The organism is Pseudomonas kuykendallii (assembly GCF_900106975.1).
GTDB lineage: Bacteria > Pseudomonadota > Gammaproteobacteria > Pseudomonadales > Pseudomonadaceae > Pseudomonas_O > Pseudomonas_O kuykendallii.
This window is the reverse complement of record NZ_FNNU01000002.1, coordinates 983,732-1,002,052: the sequence shown is the minus strand read 5'-3', so window position 1 is coordinate 1,002,052 and position 18,321 is coordinate 983,732. Positions and strand designations below refer to the sequence as shown.

At 65.4% G+C, this 18,321-nt stretch carries 12 protein-coding genes; 2 read left to right on the top strand and 10 right to left on the bottom strand.

Going from position 1 to position 18,321, the window contains the following annotated elements; translation table 11 throughout:
- Positions 1-56: 56 nt before the first annotated feature.
- The 10 genes from sorB to BLV15_RS21815 all read right to left on the bottom strand — a co-directional run bounded on the left by sorB (position 57) and on the right by BLV15_RS21815 (position 10,490).
- Entirely contained in the window at positions 57-392 is a 336-nt protein-coding gene (gene sorB, locus BLV15_RS09820; protein ID WP_217632879.1) for a SorB family sulfite dehydrogenase c-type cytochrome subunit, read from the bottom strand.
- A gap of 11 nt (positions 393-403) precedes the next feature.
- Positions 404-1,651, bottom strand: coding sequence for a SorA family sulfite dehydrogenase catalytic subunit (gene sorA, locus BLV15_RS09815; RefSeq protein ID WP_090227216.1), 1,248 nt, complete (start codon positions 1,649-1,651; stop codon positions 404-406).
- Between the two features lie 70 nt (positions 1,652-1,721).
- Positions 1,722-3,053: an MFS transporter gene (locus BLV15_RS09810; protein WP_090227212.1), complete on the bottom strand. Its 1,332-nt coding sequence runs from the start codon at positions 3,051-3,053 to the stop codon at positions 1,722-1,724.
- Between the two features lie 73 nt (positions 3,054-3,126).
- On the bottom strand, positions 3,127-3,309 hold the full coding sequence (locus BLV15_RS21825; protein ID WP_139210700.1) for a hypothetical protein: 183 nt from the start codon (positions 3,307-3,309) through the stop codon (positions 3,127-3,129).
- Between the two features lie 126 nt (positions 3,310-3,435).
- Positions 3,436-4,314, bottom strand: a complete 879-nt coding sequence (locus BLV15_RS09805) for a succinate--CoA ligase subunit alpha (RefSeq protein WP_090227210.1) — start codon at positions 4,312-4,314, stop codon at positions 3,436-3,438.
- Positions 4,311-5,435, bottom strand: coding sequence for a succinate--CoA ligase subunit beta (locus BLV15_RS09800; RefSeq protein ID WP_090227208.1), 1,125 nt, complete (start codon positions 5,433-5,435; stop codon positions 4,311-4,313). The genes BLV15_RS09805 and BLV15_RS09800 overlap by 4 nt, the downstream gene beginning before the upstream one ends.
- Positions 5,436-5,444: 9 nt before the next feature.
- On the bottom strand, positions 5,445-6,869 hold the full coding sequence (sauS, locus tag BLV15_RS09795) for an acylating sulfoacetaldehyde dehydrogenase (RefSeq protein ID WP_217632878.1): 1,425 nt from the start codon (positions 6,867-6,869) through the stop codon (positions 5,445-5,447).
- A gap of 229 nt (positions 6,870-7,098) precedes the next feature.
- Positions 7,099-9,057 (bottom strand): BCCT family transporter, encoded by a 1,959-nt coding sequence (locus tag BLV15_RS09790; RefSeq protein WP_090227203.1) that lies wholly within the window; start codon positions 9,055-9,057, stop codon positions 7,099-7,101.
- A gap of 199 nt (positions 9,058-9,256) precedes the next feature.
- Positions 9,257-9,514 (bottom strand): hypothetical protein, encoded by a 258-nt coding sequence (locus BLV15_RS21820; protein ID WP_139210699.1) that lies wholly within the window; start codon positions 9,512-9,514, stop codon positions 9,257-9,259.
- A gap of 364 nt (positions 9,515-9,878) precedes the next feature.
- Positions 9,879-10,490 carry a hypothetical protein gene (locus BLV15_RS21815; protein WP_139210698.1) on the bottom strand — a complete coding sequence of 204 codons (612 nt, stop codon included), beginning with the start codon at positions 10,488-10,490 and terminating at the stop codon, positions 9,879-9,881.
- 314 nt (positions 10,491-10,804) lie between these two features.
- Between BLV15_RS21815 and BLV15_RS09785 the strand changes: the two genes are divergently transcribed.
- Together BLV15_RS09785 and BLV15_RS09780 are read left to right on the top strand one after the other, a co-directional pair.
- Positions 10,805-12,394, top strand: coding sequence for a ShlB/FhaC/HecB family hemolysin secretion/activation protein (locus tag BLV15_RS09785; protein WP_090227200.1), 1,590 nt, complete (start codon positions 10,805-10,807; stop codon positions 12,392-12,394).
- Between the two features lie 31 nt (positions 12,395-12,425).
- Positions 12,426-18,308, top strand: coding sequence for a two-partner secretion domain-containing protein (locus tag BLV15_RS09780; RefSeq protein WP_090227198.1), 5,883 nt, complete (start codon positions 12,426-12,428; stop codon positions 18,306-18,308).
- The last annotated feature ends 13 nt before the right edge of the window (positions 18,309-18,321 follow it).

Below are 18,321 nucleotides of genomic sequence, written 5' to 3'. Positions count from 1 at the left end.
AGCCCCCTGCGCGGCGATGCCGCATGGCGCGCCACGCGACCGCCGCCCAGGGCGCCCTAGGGCGCCGCCGCGGCCGGGCGTTCGGCGCCGTAGGTCCTGCTCAGGTAATCCACCATCGCGGCGCTGTCCTGCTCGGGAAAGGGTGCGCCGAAGGCCTTGCTCATCTTCTCGACGGTGGCTTGCCAATAGCTGCGCGGCAGGGTTCGCGGCTGCGTCAGGACGTACTGCGCCGAATGGCAGATCAGGCAGTTCTGCTGCACCAGTTGATAGCCCGGCAGCTCGCTGGGCACGTACACCGCGGTTTCCGCCGGCAGCGTGACCTGCAGTGCGGTGGCGGTCAGCGGCGCACAGGCGGCGGCGAGTGCCAGCGCGCCGAGGAATCGTGAATGCATGGCGGTACTCCTCATGCGGCCACCACTCGGGTGGTCTCCACCACGTTGCGCAGATAGCCGGCCGGATTCCACTGCGCTTGCAGCGGCTGCTGCTGGCCGATCCGGTTGAGCGCACGCACTTTCAGCGCATAGTCGCCCTGCCTGGGCGGCGTGAAGCTCGCCGTCCATTCGCGGAACGAATAGCGGCCCAGATCCTTGCCCAGTTGAGCTTTCTGCCAGGAGGCGCCGTCGTCGGCGGAGAACTCCACCTCGGTGATGCCGTAGCCGCCGTCGAAGGCGATGCCACGAACCTGGGTGGCGCGTCCGACCGGCACCTGCGCACCGTCCTGAAGGCTGGTGATGAACGAGCGGATGGAGAAGCGGTTGATAGGGACGGTCTTTTCCGGCGCGGTGCCGGGCGGCACGCAACCGCAGGCATTGTCGGGAATACGATAGGCCTTGCTCATCCAGAAGCCATCGAACTCCCCGTCGATCACCTCGATGTTGTCGAGATGCTTCACCCAGTAGGTGCCGTAATAGCCGGGGACCACCAGGCGCAGCGGGTAACCGTTGAGCAGTGGCAAATCTTCCCCGTTCATCGCCCAGGCGAGCATTACCTCGCCGTCCAGCGCGTGGTCCAGGTCCAGCGCCTTGACGAAGTCCGGTCCGTTGCCCAGCGGCGGTTTATCCATGCCATTGAACGTCACCTGCCGCGCCGCGGCCTGTACGCCCGCCTTGTCCAGTAGTGCCTTGAGCGGTACGCCGGTCCAGCGCGCGTTGCCCATCGCGCCGTTCGACAGCTGGCCGCCATTCACCCGTGGCTGGAAGTGCCCGCGGCTGTTGCCCGAACACTGGTTCACCGCCACCACCTCGAGCGGATCGGCCAGCTTCTTTATCTCGTCCAGGGACAGTTCGAGCGGCGTCCCGACCTTGCCGCCGACCTTCAGCCGGTAGGCCTGCGGGTCGATGGAGGTCGGCAGCGCTGCCCAGTGGTAGCGCACGAAGAAGGCGTCGTTGGGCGTGATCAGCCCCTGATTGAACACCGAGAACGGCGTTTCCAGCTGCGGCGGCCGGCTGGTCAGCACAATCATCGGGCGCTTCTGCGGAAAGCTGAGCAAATCGCGCTCGCCATTATCGAACGGCAGCGTCACCTGGGTGCCGGCAGCCAGCGCGGAGAATGCCGGGGCTCCGGCCAGCGCGCTGGCGCCAGCCACTCCGAGGGCTTTCAGCAAGCGTCGGCGCGTGGCGTCATGGGCCTCTGCGGCCTGGTCGTGTTCCATCTGTTTCTCCTTGTCCGGGTTATCAGAAAACGCCCGGCGCCGGTGCTATTCGCCAACGCCGGGCGACTAATCAGGCGGGCGCCTGTTGCGGTTCCTCCGCCATCGGTCGCGGATCGATCCCCAGCGACACCATGGCGCCGATGAACAGCAGCGTGGCGGACACCGCGAACGGAATCGTCCAGCTGCTGGTGAGATCGAGCATGAAACCGAAGAGCATCGGCGAAAGGATTCCGGCGATGCCGAAACCGGTGTTCATCAGCCCGCCGCCGACCCCGGAATGACGTGGCGCGATATCCATCGGGATCGCCCAGAGCACCGCGTTGGTAAGTTCCAGGAAGAAGAACGACAGCGACAGGCAGATCGCCGCGACCCACAGGTCGTGGATAAACAGCACCGGCATGATGAACACCAGCGAGCCGAGCAAGCCGACCACCAGATTGGTGCGGCGAGCGAGCTTGAGGCTGTTGGTGCGGCGCAGAAGGCTGTCGGAGAGCATGCCGCCGAGGGTGTCGCCGACCACCCCGGCGCACAGCACCAGGGTGGTGAACAGCGCGAAGTTCTTCAGGTCCAGCCCGTAGCTCTTCTCGAAGAACGATGGAATCCAGGTGAGGAACACCCACAGCGACCAGCCGTAGCAGAAGTCGACGAAGGTCACCGGCAGGATGCGTTTGAGCAGCATCCGCCAGGGCACGCGCTTGTGTTCGTGCTTCCACTGCTCGCGCGGCAGCTCGTCCAGCTCGGCCTGGGTCATCTTGGGGTGGTCCGAGGGCGAATCGCGGAATTCGCGGTTCCAGAAGAACACCCAGATCAGGCTGATGGCACCGAACAGCCAGAAGCTCAGGCGCCAGTCGTAGAGCGCGATGCAGCCGGCCACCAGCAGCGGCGTGACCGCGTTGCCCAGGCGTGACGCGGCATGGGTGATGCCCTGGGCGAAGCCGCGGCGATCCGGCGGCATCCATTTCGCCATGGCGTGGGTGGCCGTCGGGAAGGTCGCCCCTTCGCCGAAGCCCAGCGCCAGGCGCGCGGCGAACAGCGAGGCGAGGCCGATCGAGAAGCCGGTGGCGGCGGTGGCGATCGCCCAGATGATGCCGACGACGGTGAGCACCTTGCGCGGGCCGAAACGGTCGCCGAGCAGGCCGCCGAATATCTGGAAGAACGCATAGGGGATGGCAAAGGCCGAGAGCACCATGCCCAGTTCGCTGTTGGAAAGCCCGAGGTCCTGCTTGATGAACGGCGCCGCGGTGGCGATGTTCACCCGGTCGACGTAGGTAATGAAGTACATCGCGCAGAGCAGCAGCAGGACCCGCCCGCGCACGCGACCGCGGAAGCCGTCGAGGCCGGTGTGGGTAGCAGGATTCTTCACGCGCGGCCCTACGGCCGCCGAGGGAGGTGTGGTGTTCATTGTTGTTTTTCACCTGTGAGTGCCGAAAGAAAAAGCCGGGAACACCCGGCGCGCGCAGGCGCCGGGTTACAACTCAAGGCTGGTGCGAGGGACTGTCCTGCAATGGCGGCGGCAGCAGCGCATGGCTGGACGCACCGATCAGTGCGGCCGCGAACGTCGCCCAGAGCAGACGCAGGCGACGGGGCAACGGCGTTCGTTGCGGGGAAGAGGAGGCAGGACGTGGAATGACGGTGAAGCGGTTGCTTTCAGCGGGCATCGGTATTCTCCTGCGCGGGAACCGCATGGGCGGTCCCGCCTGTCTTGTTATTGATCTTCAGGCCGATCGGGGCGAGGCATTCCCCGGTTGCTGACTCCGTTCAACGATCTCCTTGCAGACGTTGGTTCATGCGCGGGCCAGGGCCTGCCGCAGCGCGTCGGCGATCTGGCCGGGGGTATCGACCACCTGCGCGCCGCCGGTTTCCAGGCGTTCGCGCTTGGAGCGGTAGCTGCCCTGGTCGCCCATCACGATGGCGCCGGCATGCCCCATCTTCTTGCCCGGTGGCGAGGCGCGGCCGGCGATGAAGGAAACCACCGGCTTGCCCACCTCGCGCAGCGCGTCGGCAGCCTCCTCCTCCATCGCGCCGCCGATCTCGCCGACGATGACGATGGCCCGCGTGCGCTCGTCGGCCTGCAGCGCGCGCAGCGCCTCGACGGTGGTGGTGCCAAGCATCGGGTCCCCGCCGATGCCGAGAAACGCGGACTGGCCGAAACCGGCATTCACCAGGTTCAGGCAGATCAGCGTGCCGAGGCTGCCGGAGCGCGAGATCACGCCGATGTCGCCGGGCATGAATACGCGCCGATTGAAGGCCGGCATGATCCCGGCGAACGCCTCGCCGGGCGTGACGATGCCCGCGGTGTTCGGCCCGACGATGCGTGTGCCGTGGTGGCGCGCGGCGGCATGGATGCGCATCACGTCCTGCGCGGGAATGTGCTCGGTGAGCACCACCAGCTGGCGAACCCCGGCCTCGATGGCATCGATGGCGGCGTCCCTGGCCGACACCGGGGGAATGAACATCACCGACAGGTCGATGCCGCCCAGTTCATCGGCAGCCTCCCTGGCCGACGCGAACACCGGTACGTCGCAGCAGGTCTCGCCGGCCTGCTTGGGATTGACCCCGCCGACGATACGGGTGCCGTACTCCTGCATCTTCGCGCTCCAGAAACGGCCCTGACGGCCGGTGATCCCCTGGATCAGAACGCTGTGCTGTTTTCTCAGAATCATCGGGCAGCCTCCACCGCGGCCTGCACCGCGTCTTCCATCCGGTCATAGGGCTCGATACCCAGGTGCTGCTGAAGGATCGCCACCGCTTCCTCCTCGCCGGTGCCGTGGATCGAGAAGAACACCGGCACCGTCGGCCGCAGCGTCGCCCAGGCGTCCACCACGCCCTGGGTCATCACGTCGGTACGCGCGAAGGCCCCGCAGAAGTTCACCACCAGGCTCTTCACCTTCGGATTGGCGAGCACCAGCTCCAGGGCCGGCGTCGCCTTGGTGTAGGCGTCGCCGCCGATTTCCAGAAAGTTCGCCGCACGGCCCCCGCAGTGGGCGATCACGTCCATGGTGGTCATGGTCAACCCGGCACCGTTGGCCAGCAGGCCGACCTCGCCGTCCAGCTCGATGTACTTGAACCCCAGTTCGGCGCCACGAGCCTCCAGTTCGCTGCGCGGCTCCGGCGTGCCCTGCGCCAGTTGCTCGGTCTGGCGAAAGGCGGCCGAATCGTCGATACGGAACTTGCAGTCCAGCGCCACCAGGGAACCATCGGCCAGTACCGCCAGCGGGTTGATTTCCACCAGCTCGGCATCGCGCTGCAGATAGACCTCGTACAGGCGCACCAGCAGCTCCGCGACCGCGTCGCGCTGCGCACCGAGGTCGACCGCCGCCAGCGCGGCGCCGACCTGGCGGGCATCCAGGCCCTTTTCGATATCCACGGCGATCCGGCAGATCGCCTCCGGCCGGCTTTGCGCCAGTTCCTCGATATCCATCCCGCCCTCGGCGGAGAACAGGACCAGCGGCTGGCGCGCGGCGGTGTCGTTCATCACTGCGGCATAGAACTCGCGGCTGATCGCCGCCTTCTGCTCGACCAGCACGCTCGGAACCCTGTACCCACCGATGCTCATGCCGAGTATCTGTCCGGCGGCGCTGCGCGCCTCGGTCTCATCGCCGACCAGCTTGATGCCGCCGGCCTTGCCGCGCTTGCCGATCGGCACCTGTGCCTTGATCGCGCTGGGGCCGAGGATGCGCACCGCATCCACCACGTCCTCGGCCGTCGTGCAGTGAATTCCTCGGGGTATGGCGAGCCCCGCGGCGGCCAGAATCTGCTTACCCGCGTATTCGACGAAATCCATGATTCGCTCCTATTTGCCGTACCGGGACCAATAGGAACCGAACAGTTCCTCCGCCGTCGGCTCGTCTTTGGGAATGGTCTGGACCAGGTGGGTGACGTTGATGAAGTTCCGGTAGTTGAGGTTCTCGCTGATGCTGTTTCCGGCCCAGGTGCCGCAGCCCATGCTCAGGGTGAAATTCAGCCCGTTGTCGAAACTTCCTCCATTGCCGAAGGTGTGCGCCTGGTTGACGAGCACCCGCACCACGTCGGTCTGCTCGGCGAGCTGGCGCGCCCGGTCGAGGTCCTGGGTGTGAATGCCGCAGGAGTGGCCGCGGCCCTGGTGGGCGAGCAGGGTCTGCACCAGGCGGCAGGCGTCGTCGAAATCGCGGGCGCGATAGACGCTCAACACCAGCGAGAGTTTTTCCCCGGAGAACGGGTAACCAGGGCCGATGCCCTGTTGCTCGACCATGAAGAACTTCGCCCGCCGAGCCGCTTCCGGCAGGCCGATGCGGGTAGCGAAGACGTCCGCGTCGCGGGCGATCAGGTCGCGGTTGAGCTTGCCGTGCTGCCAGAGGTTTTCCTGGATCGCCTCGGCTTCGCTGGCGCTGGCCAGGTAGCCGCCGGCCTTGTGCAGCGCCGCCATCGCCTGATCGTAGACGGCGTCGAGGATCACCAGCGCGTTCTCCGAGGAGCAGGAGGTGGAGTTGTCGAAGGTCTTCGAGGCGCAGATCTTTTCCGCCGCCTCGTCCATTCGGGCGCTCTGGTCGATGATCACCGGCACGTTGCCCGCCCCGACGCCGATCGCCGGCGTGCCACTGCTGTAGGCCTGGCGTACGTTGTTCTGCGAGCCGGTGGCGACGATCAGGTCGGCCTGGCGCATCAGCTCGGCCGTGAGCGCCTTGGACGGCGGCATGTCCGGCACCTGCACCAGATCTTCCGGCAGGCCGATCTTGCGCAACTCGGCGCGCACCAGATCCACCGTCTCCACGGTGACATCGTCGCCGGACGGCGAAGGCGAAATGATGATCGCGTTGCGCCCCTTGATGGCGAACATGGTCTTGTTCACCGGGGTCGCCGAAGGATTGGTGGAGGGGGTGATGGCGACGACTACGCCGACCGGCTTGGCATACTTCACCAGACCGCGTTCGGGCAGCTCCTCGATGACGCCGACGGATTTCACCCTGAGCAGATCGCGCAGGGCGCCGAAGGTCTTGCGCTGGTTCTTGATGACCTTGCTGTCGACCCGGCCGATGCCGGTGGTCTCGACGGCGCGACGGGCAAGGTGCTGGGCGTTCTCGGGCTTGTACAAGGCCCAGGCGACCGCGGTGACCGCTTCGTCGACGCGCGCCTGATCGGCATCGGCGAACACCTCCATGGCCTGTCTGGCCCTGTGCATCATCGCCGAAACGTACTCGGCGAGGTCGCCGTCTGCGGCCGCTTTGGATAGTGCGTGCATGGACATGCATCCCCCTTAATTGTTTTTATTCGGAATATGCTGCCCAGCGAACGTAGTCCTGCGATCTGGTCACAGTTAGGACCAACCGGTCACAGCGGCTGGAGCCAAATAATGCTTGGCCAGGCATGCGTGAACCCCGCGCCGCGCCTTGCATGGCGCGGCGCAGAGCCGTTGGACGAAGATCAGGGAGAAGTGCCGGGCAGCGCTGCCCGGCAGGACGGCGAATGCCTTAGCGGACGACGTGCAGGTAATGCCGGTGACGTTCGTACTGATCGAGGATGTCGCCGATCACGCCATCGCGACTCCAGCCCATGACGTCATAGTCCTGGCCGCCTTCGCGCAGGTGAACCTCGGCGCGGAAATACTTACGCTCCTCGGTATCTCCGGTGTCGCGCATGACGAAGCTCGGCTGGGTGAACGACCGCGCCAGCACCGCATAGCGGAAATCCAGCTGCTCGCCGTGATGCACATCCAGACTGACCTGCTGTTCCTCGCGCACCACGTCGACTTCCAGGCCCTGCTTGCGCAGTTCCTCGGCCACCGCCTCGCACGCCGGGGCCACCGTCTCCTCGATGAAGCGCATTACCTGCGACCGGCGCGGCATCATAAGCATGCCGCGCAGCCGGCGCTGCCAGCTCTCTCCGTGCACCGCCGGTTGCGACAGGCTCACCGCCTGGAAGCGGATGCTGCGCTTGGTGGCGTCCGCGCCGAGCGCGCGGAACAGTCCCCAGATGCTCAACAGCAGGATCACCGAGAACGGCAACGCGCTGGCGATGGTTGCGGTCTGCAGTGCCTTGAGGCCGTCGGCGAGCAACAGCGCGATGGCGACGATGCCCATCAACGCCGACCAGAAGATGCGCTGCCAGACCGGCGTGCGATCCTGCCCGCCAGAGGCCAGCAGGTCGACCACCAGCGCGCCGGAATCCGCCGATGTCACGAAGAACACCACCACCATGGCCACCGCGACCAGCGAAACCACGCCGCTGAACGGCAGCTGTTCGAGGAAGGCGAAGAGCGCCAGCGAACTGTCCTGGTCCACCGTCGCCGCCAGCGACTGCAGGTTATCCACCAGGATGAAGTGGATCGCGGTGTCGCCAAACACGGTCATCCACAGCAGGGTGAAGCCGGCGGGCACCAGCAGTACGCCGCCGACGAACTGGCGAATCGTCCGGCCGCGGGAGATCCGCGCGATGAAGAGCCCGACGAAGGGCGACCAGGCAATCCACCAGCCCCAATAGAACAGCGTCCAGCCACCGATCCAGTCGCTGGGCTGGTAGGCGTAGAGGTTGAAGGTCTTGCTGACGATTTCGGAAAGATAGGCGCCGGTGTTCTGCACGTAGGTCTGCAGCAGGAACACCGTCGGGCCGAAGATCAGCACGAACAGCAGCAGGATCACCGCCAGCGCCAGGTTGATTTCCGAGAGGATGCGGATGCCCTTGTCCAGGCCGCTGGCCACGGACAGCGTCGCCAGCGCGCAGGTGGCGACGATCAGCACGACCTGCACACCGACGCTGATTGGCAGACCGAACAGATGGTGCAGGCCACTGTTGATCTGGGCCACGCCAAGCCCGAGGGAGGTAGCGACACCGAAGACCGTGCCGATAATTGCGAAAACGTCCACGGCATGGCCAATGGGACCGTAGATGCGCTCGCCAATCAGCGGATAGAGCGCCGAACGCAGGGTAAGCGGGAGCCCGTGTCGATAGCAGAAGAACGCCAGCATCAGGCCGACGATCGCATAGATCGCCCACGCGTGCAGGCCCCAGTGGAAGAAGGTGATCTTCATCGCTTCGCGCGCCGCAGCGACGTCGCCGCCCGTGCCGAACGGCGGGGTGATGAAGTGCATCACCGGTTCGGCGACGCCGAAGAACATCAGACCGATGCCCATGCCGGCGGAAAACAGCATGGCGAACCAGGTGACGTTGCGGTAATCCGGCTCGCTGTGATCGGGGCCCAGCTTTATGTCGCCGTAGCGACTGATGGCGAGGAACACCACGCTGATCAGCATGATCGCGACGGTGAGAATGTAGAACCAGCTGACGTTGGCGATGATCCAGCGCTGGATTTCCTGGAACAGCGCCTGGGCCGTTTCTGGCATCCCCACCGTAAACAGCACCAGCGCCAGGATGAGGACCGCAGCGCTGACGAAAACAGGCGGATTGATCGTGCGAGTAGCGGGTATCTCCATACAGCTTTCTCCAATTTTCCAATGCACTTCCCGCCGTGACCATTCCTGACGGGCCAACCACCTAACAGCCACGGCTACTCGCTATGGACAACTCATGTGCCGGAACACTCCTAGCAAAGCCTTTTCCATAGCCAGGACGACCACTTCACCTGCGCACAGGACCCAGCGCGAATGCGCGTGCCTGAGCGGCTCGAGGTCTTCATTCCTGATCGCTGAGGGGGGATCGGGGAGTTTTCAACGAGACTCGCGCCGTGCCCGAGCGCCCTTCGAGCGCCGGCATCGGCCCGTGCGGCCCTGTAACCGAACTCTCGCCGCCCTCGCCTGCTTCACCATCGGCATCGGCGATCACGGAATTGACGCGCAACGTCGCCGGGCGGCCTGCACGCCGAGCCGCGCGATCAGTGCCTATGACCTCGACCGGGTGGTGGTGCCCCCTGCATCGGTTGCTGTCGCTCATGGCCTTCCTTGCCTCCGGCCGGTCCCGCGTTGCTCATCATCGGTAAGGCTGCCGGAGACTGTCGTCTCCTGCCTTCACTCTTTCGGCACCCGATGGCCACCGAGAGAACAAAAGTTCCCCTTCACCGAACGAACTTTAGTACCGCTCGTCCGGTAACAAGGCGAGTGGGAGGGCCAACAGCCAGCCCAAACGCACTCCGCGCACCTCGCCTTTCGTCGCAACCGCAAAAGCACCGGCCTTTTACTAAACCGCCGCGAAAGCGTGGATTGCCTCACAACGCCCTGCCAATCCTTACCACTGGTCGGTCCGGCAGTGTTTTTGCCATGTCGCCAGCAGCGGCGAACCTATACCGGACACGATGAAATCAATTCACCTCGAAACTTCGCTTTGCCAACTTGAGCAAGCTAACGAATTTCCACGTTCTCACTTCAAGGCTCAACTTATTTTGCCTAAAGAGTGCATGCGCAGAGCCATATAAACGCCGAAGTTCGCCAGACCCTTTTTCCGCCTTCATCGATTGCGCGTTAATTCGATTGAATAAAACAGTTGCAACACGAACCTGTTTTTCCCCCTGCGGACGATCTCCTGGCGCCAGCGAAATGGCATGACCATTCCGAGCGAACGCCCTGGTGCTCCTCGGATCGCCGAACGGTAGTTGCATTTGCTCAAGTTCATAACCGCATGAAAAATGCGGCCAAACGCACAAAAGGGCATCAAGCCGCCAGCCCCATTCGTCGCAAACACCCTGGTTAAACGCTTGAAAAACAACGAGATGGTGGCGACGAACGGTAATCCAGCTTTTTCCGGAAGCGACGATAAGCCATCCGACTGAAGAGGCGACCGTGAACCGGTTCGGCTTCAGCCACACCCGAAGCGAACCGTGTGAGCAGACAGAGCGTGTAGACAAAACCGACCCGTGAGATGCAGTCCAGTCGACCGTCAGGTACCTGAACGTAGTAGGCATCGCCAGGCGCATTGCGCCGATTCCTGATACAGCCAGCCCCGATGTTGTGATGAAACTTTGCGAAGTGCGCGTTACTTCGTTTAGCGGGCATCCCACGTTTTAAAAAAGTTGCAGTGAGTCATTCAACTGTTTTTCGGCCGTTATTAAAGGTCGCGGGAAAAGTTTGCCCGAAGAAATCCAAACGCCTTCTTCGACTTTATCGAATCGCGCTTCCGGGCGCGGTCCGGAACGACCGGAGAAGACCGTGAGAACCAGAAAACATGCCACCAGTCGCCGTTCGCCACACAGCCAAAACCACGTCCATCGATATGGAAACAAGGGGCCTTATGTCGTACTCCGATAAACCCGCCAGAATCCTCTTCTGCGCACTCAGCCTTGCCGTGATGACCGCCAACCTGGCATTCGCCGCGGACGCACCGGTCGCCAACGCGCCCGCCGCGGAAAGCCGCGTGATGGTGAAAAAGGTCGCCTTCACCGGCAACAAGACCTTCACCAGCGACCAGCTGAGCGCCCAACTCGCCGCCGATCTCGGCCGCCCGCTGACGTTCAAGGACATCAACGCCCTGGCGAAGAAGATCGAGGCCTACTACCACCTCAGCGGCTATCGCCTGGCGAAGGTGGTGGTTCCGCAGCAGGATTTCGCTCATCAGGACGCCCTGCAGATGGTGGTGCTCGAGGGCTGGCTGGGCAAGATCGAAGTGAACGGCAACCAGCGCTACAGCGACCAACGCGTGATCGGCGCGCTCAAGGCCGGCGGCGTCGAGACCTCCAAGCCGTTCACCCTGGAAGACGTCGAGCGCGCGCTGACTCGCCTGAACCGCCAGTCCGGCATCGAAGTCAGCTCGACCCTGCAACCGGGCAAGGAGCTGGGCTCCACCGACCTGCTGGTGAACGTGGAAGAGTCGCCTCGCATCCAGGGCGCCCTCGAAGCCAACAACTACGGCAACGACAACACCGGCGAATACCGCGTGATCCCCAGCCTGCAGTTCGCCAACCTCAGCGGTCGCGGCGACGAGCTGAACCTGCTGGCGATGCAGTCCCTCGGTGAGGGCGACCTGCACTTCGAATACGTCGACTACACCACCCCGCTCAACGCCGTCGGCACCCACGCGCATGCGTACTACTCGCAGGGCAACGTGGACATCGGCAGCCAGTTCCGCATCCTCGAGATCGAAGGCGACAACACCAGCTGGGGCCTCGGCCTGTCGCAGGACTTCGTCCGCTCGGCGCGCACGATCTACACCGCCGGTGCCTGGCTGGAATACCAGGATCTGGACCAGTCGATGCTCGGCCAGAGCACCGCCGAGGACAAGATCCGCAAGCTGCGCTTCAGCTTCGGCCTGGACAACACCGACCTCTACGGTCGCACCCTGGCCAGCCTCGACCTGCACCAGGGCCTCGGCGAAGCGCTCGGCGGCATGGACGACAGCTCGTCGATGTCCAGTCGTGCCTACGCCCACGCGGACAACGACTTCACCAAGCTGAGCTTCGACCTGACCCGCCTGCAGCAGATCAATGCCCGCCTGCTGGTCATTCCGCGCCTCTACGGCCAGTACAGCGCCGATTCGCTGGTCTCCAGCGAGCAGTGGGCGATCGGTGGCTTCGGCTCGGTGGCCGGACATCCGGCGTCGGCCTACTCCGGCGACCACGGCGTCACCGCAAGTGTCGAGGGCCGCTACTCGCTGTTCTCCGACAGCGACCGTTATCAACTGACCTCGCGCCTGGAACACGGCCGCATCTGGATCAAGGACCCGCTGCCCGAGCAGAACGACAGCGAAGACCTGACCGGTTTCAGCATCGGCCTGCTGGCCCGCCCGCTGAAGAGCGTCGACCTGCGCCTCGACTGGGGCCTCCCGGTCGGCGAGAAGACCGAGGACAGCTCCTACGTCTACGCCCAGGCGCGTTACCACTTCTGATCGACGGCCCCCATTCGAAGGATAAGCACTCATGTCACGCACAACCAAAAGTCATCCGTCCGTACTGACCGCGCTGTCGATCGCCCTCATCGGTGCCGGCTACGCCTCGTTCTCCCACGCCGCGCCGAGCGGTGAAACCGTGGTGTCCGGCAACGTCACCATCGACCGCAGCACGCTGAACCAGACGCTGATCAACCAGACCAGCGCCAAGGCGATCATCAACTGGCAGCAGTTCGATATCGATACCGCCGAACTGGTCAAATTCGCCCAGGGCAGCCGCGACGCCGTCGTCCTCAACCGCGTGCTCGGCAACCAGGTCTCGAACCTCAAGGGCGCCCTGCAGGCCAACGGCAACGTCTTCCTGATCAACCCCAACGGCATCGTCTTCGGCGCCAACGCGCAGATCGACGTGGCCGGCCTGCTGGCCTCCACCCTCGACGTGGACAACACCGCCTTCCTCAACGGCAGCACGCTGAACTTCAGCGGCAACGCGCTGGGTTCGATCAAGAACCAGGGCGAGATCAAGCTCAACGCCACCGACGGCTTCGTCTACCTGGTGGCGCCGAAAGTCGACAACGCCGGGCAGATCATCGGTTACGGCGTGGCCAACGTCGGCCAGGTCACCGTTGCCGCGGGCAACCGCTTCAACGTCGACCTGCAGGGCAACAAGCTGATCAACTTCAACGTTTCCGCCGATGCACTGGGCGCCGCCACCAGCGACGCCGACGCCCTCGGCGTGAGCAACAGCGGCAGCATCAAGGCGCAGACCGTCGTGCTCGCCGGCAACAGCGCCAGCGGCCTGATGTCCTCGGTGGTGAACAACAGCGGCCTGATCGAGGCGACCGGCCTGGACATCAGCGCCGCCAGCATCCAGCAGGCGTCCAGCGGCAACATCAACGTCAGCGGCAGCGCCAGCCTCACCGCCACCGACAGCATCGCCACCGCCACAGGCAGCAGCACCCGCGCCGCCACCCTGAACCTGGCCGTCACCGCCGACGGCGCCTCCATCGGTGCCGAAGAGAACGCCCTCAGCGTCGATGCCGACGTGCTCAACGCGCACGCCGTCAACGGCCACGTGCTGGTCACCGACGTCAACGGCGGCGTCGCCCTCGGCGAAGTCAGCACCGGCGACAAGAGCAACACCGAACAGCGCCGCGTGATCATCACCGCGCAGAACGGCAGCATCACCTCCGCCGACAGCAGCAAGGTGAACATCACGGGCTGGTCGACCACGCTGCGCTCCGACGGCGCCATCGGCAGCGATGCCCAGGCGCTCAACACCCAGGTCGACGTGCTCAACGCCTCGACCCAGAACGGCGGCATCAATGTCGACAACAAGCTCGGCCAACTGCTGGTCGGCAACGTCACCGCCCGTGAAACCGTGACCGTCAATGGCCAGAGCACCTCGCTCGGCGCCATCGGCGATGCCAACGGCAAGGTCACCCTGTCCAACGGCGCCGCCGGCAGCAAGAACGTCAGCATCCGTTCGCAGGACAGCGTGTTCCTCACCGACGCCGTCTCCGCCACCAAGGACCTGACCATCACCTCCACCGACGGCGGCGTGTTCAGCGCGGCCGACGCGGTCACCCTGACCGGCAAGACGCTGACCCTGAACGCCGGCAAGAACGTCGGCGACGCCAGCCGCGCGCTGAACATCCAGAGCGAGACGCTGAACGCCAGCGCCGCCGACGGTGGCGTGTACCTCAGCGAAAGCAACGGCCTGACCATCGGCAGCATCCTCGCCGGCGGCGCCGGCCATGACGTCGCCGTGCGGGTCGCCCAGGGCAACGTCGCCCTCGGCAGCATCGCCGCCACCGGCAAGGTGAGCCTGTCCGCCGACAACGGCGCGATCACCGACAATAACGGTAGCGCGATGAACCTCAGCGGCAGCGAACTGACGATCAGCGCCAACAACGCCATCGGCACCGCCGCCAATGCCCTGGAAACCTCCGCCGACGCCATCACCGCCAGCACCAAGGTGGCCCAGGCCGGCATCTACCTGAGCAACGACAAGGCCCTCAATGCCCTCAGCCTGAGCACGCCGAACGGCGACGTGCAGGTCGGCATCGGCAGCGGCTCGCTGAGCCACAACCACAGCACCAACGCACTGGCCCTGACCGACGCCAGCGGCCTCGACCTGTCCTTCACCAACAGCGCCGCCGGCATCCTGGTCAACGGCCTGGCGCTGGGCGCGGGCAACAGCCTGAACCTGGTCGCCGCCGGCAACATCACCAAGGGCAGCGGCAGCATCCTGGCGAAGAACGTCAACCTCGACGCCAGCGGCAACATCGGTGGCGCCAGCGCCCTGCTGACCAAGGCCGAAGCGCTGAACCTGATCAGCCGCAACGGCACCATCAACGTCGACAACCAGTCCGCCAGCCCGCTCAACCTGACCGCCAGCGCCACCGGCAGCAGCGGCGCGGTGACCGTCAAGCAGGCCGGCGATCTGCAGGTCAAATCGGTACGCGCGACCAACGCCGTGGCCCTGACCGCGGGCGGCGCCATCAGCTCCGCCGCGAGCAACGGCGCACCGGCGGTGACCGCGACCTCGCTGAGCCTCTACGGCAGCGAGATCGGTTCGGCCAGCAAGGCCTTCAACAGCAGCGTCAGCGGCCCCGTCGCCCTGACCAGCACCGGCGACCTGTACGTCCAGAACACCGGCGCGATCAGCCTGCTGTCGGCCAGCGCCACGGGCCGGATGGTGCTGAACAACAGCGGCGACGTGGTGCTCGGCACCCTGGAAGCCGGCGACTCCATCGCCTTCAAGGTCAGCGGCAACGTCACCGACGGCAATGGCGACGACGCCAACTTCGTCACCAGTGGCCTCACCGTCAACGCCAAGTCCTTCGGCACCAGCGGCGACAAGCTCGAACTGCACGTCGACAGCCTGGTGATCGATACCGCCAACGGCGGCATCTACGCGCGTCAGACCGGCGGCCAGCCGCTGGCCCTGATCAGCGCCACCACCGGCGGCAGCGGCAGCCACGTGGCCATCGACGCCGACGGCGACATCAACCTCGGCACCATCAATGCCGGCGGCAACAACGTCAGCCTCAGCGCTGCCGGCGCCATCGAAGATGCGCGCAACGGCAACAGCGCGGCCAACGTCAGCGCGCGTTCGCTGGACATCCGCGCACCGGGCGGCATCGGCAACAACGGCGACCTGGCACTGGACGTCAGCTTCCTCTCCGCGGCGGGCGGCACGGGTGGCGTCAAGGCCTCCAACGCCGGCGCCATCGCGGTGGACAGCACCACGCTGACCGGCAAGGGCCTGAGCGAAATCTCGATCATCGCCACCAGCATCACCGTGCTGAACAACAACGGCGGCGTCATCACCATGGACGGTGGCAAGCTGAGCATGACCGCCACCAACGGCAACATCGTGTTCATCAACCAGAAGGACACCATCTACCTGCCGGGTGGCGGCAGCATCAGCCTGACCGCGCTCTCCAAGTCGGAGCTCGACGGCTACAACGGCGTCATCGTGGCCGGCAACCTGAAGACCGACAACGGCGACATCAGCCTCGTCGCCCAGTCGAACATCACCATCGGCATGCTCGACGCCGGCGCCGGCGGCAACGTCAAGGTGGAGTCGCGCAAGGGCATCATCCTCGACGGCAACGGCACCGCGGCGAACATCCGTGGCAACCACATCAGCCTCAGCGCCAGCACCCCGGCGATGCGCGACGCCGAACTGAGCCGCGACACCGCCATCGCCGACTATTCGGCGAAGGTGGCCGAGGCCGCCGCCAAGCTGCTGCAACTGGAAATCCTCCAGCAACAGCTCAAGAGCTACGAGGCGATGGTCACCAGCGCCACGCTGCAGGACCAGCTGGCCGCACTGAACGAGTACCTCACCCAGGTCGCGGTCAACACCCAGCAGGCCACCGTGGACACCATGTCGGCGAAAGTCGACGCGCTGAACACCGCGCTCAACGCCGCCACCGTGGTGCGTAACGCCGCCGCGGTGATCGCCGGTGCCGCACAGGCCGTGCCGTTCTCCGGTGACGCCGGTGCCGACGCCGCCTTCGCCGTGGTCGACCTGGTGATGTCCGCCGCCTCCCTGGCGCTGGACAGCTACGAGCGCTACACCGTGGCGCCGGCCCAGGACACCCTCACCGAGCTGAACAACCAGCTCGATGTGGCGCAGGCCGCGGTGAACACCGCCGCGACCAACCTGGTGACCACCACCACCATCCGCGACACCACCCAGACCTCCCGGGACATGGCGGACCTGGCGGTGTTCAAGGCCAACGTGGCCCGCGATGCCAGCGAGCAGGTACGCAAGCAGGCGGTCAGCGCCTACGACCTGAACAAGGACATCGACAGCTCGGCCGACAAGCCGCTGGGGATCATCGCCAACCGCCTCGACGTCAACCAGGGCGGCACGCTGAACACCAGCCTGTACCTCAACTCCACCGGCACCCTCGGCCTGGGCGACATCGCCGTGGCCAGCGGCAAGCAGATCATCGCCAGCACGCTGGGCAACCTGAACGTCGTCGGTAACGTGAAGAGCGACACCTTCATCGGGCTGAAGGCCAGCGGCGCCATCCAGGGTGCCGGCGGGACGCTGATCGCCCCGGACCTGTCGCTGCTCGCCGGCAACGGCATCGGCACCCAGCAGGGCGTCGCCACGCGGACCGAGCGTCTCGCAGCGGCCGGCGGCCACGACGGCGTGTCCATCAGCAACGCCAACGGCGGCAAGCTGCTCACCGTTTCCACCCAGGGCGCGGTAAGCGGCGTCTCCGGCGACGGCGACATCAGCCTCGACACCGACGGCTCGCTGGTACTGGCCAACGCGATCAGCGACACCGGCCTGAGCCACACCGTCAGCCTGACCGCCGGCGGCAGCATCCGCGGCACCCAGGCAGCCGGTCTGCTGGACGTTTCCGCCCAGGGCCTGCAGGCCATCGCCGGCAGCGGCATCGGCCAGTCCGGCGATGCGCTGCAGGTGAAGCTGGAAAGCCTCTACGCCAACGGCGGCACGGGTGGCATCTACGTCAACAACCAGGGCACCCAGACCCTGGAACTGACGCCCACCTACGCCTCGCTGTTCCGCGGCATGAACCTGGTGTCCTACCCGGCGCTCAAGGCCACCGGCGGCGCCATCCAGGTGACCACCGCGGGCGATCTGCAGGTGAACGGCGGCGTCAGCCACACCGGCACCGGCGATGTGACCCTGAACGCGGCGGGCGACATCCAGCAGAGCGCGGCGATCAGCACCAACAATGGCGCGATCACGCTGAATGCCAACGGTGACGTGCAGCAGGATGCGGCGATCAACACCACCAAGGGCAACATCGTCATCAAGTCCGGCGGCGACGTACACCAGGCCGCGGCGATCGCCAGCGGCGCGGGTAGCGTAGCGATCAATGCGGGCGGCGACATCGATCAGGACAGCACCATCAGCACCAAGGGCCGTGGCGCCATCGCCCTGGTCAGCGGCGGCTCCATCGACATGGGCAACCTGGCGAAAACCACCTCGGACAGCGGCAACATCAGCTACTCCGCGAAGGACCGCCTGAGCATCGGCCAGATCGAAACCAGCTCCGCACGCAGCGGTGGCACGGTGACCTTCATCGCGCCGCAGATCCTCGATGCCATGCCCGGCGTGGGCAACGTCAAGGGCTGGGTGGTGGACGTCAAATCGCCGAGCACCAGCTCGGGTCTGATCAAGGACCTGGTGGGTGATCTCGGAGGTGCGGCGCAGGTCAACCAGGACGATCGACTGATCGGCGGCAACCTCACCGAGGACACCCGTCGGGCGATGGACAACCTGGTGCACACCGCGCTGCAGCCACGCAACCCGATGAGCACCCTGCTCGTCGCCGGCCCGCTGAATGCAGGCGACATCCAGCCCGCCACCGGCTTCGAAGAAGACGGCGAAGGCAACCTGGTGTTCGAAGCCAAGTAAACCACCACTGCAA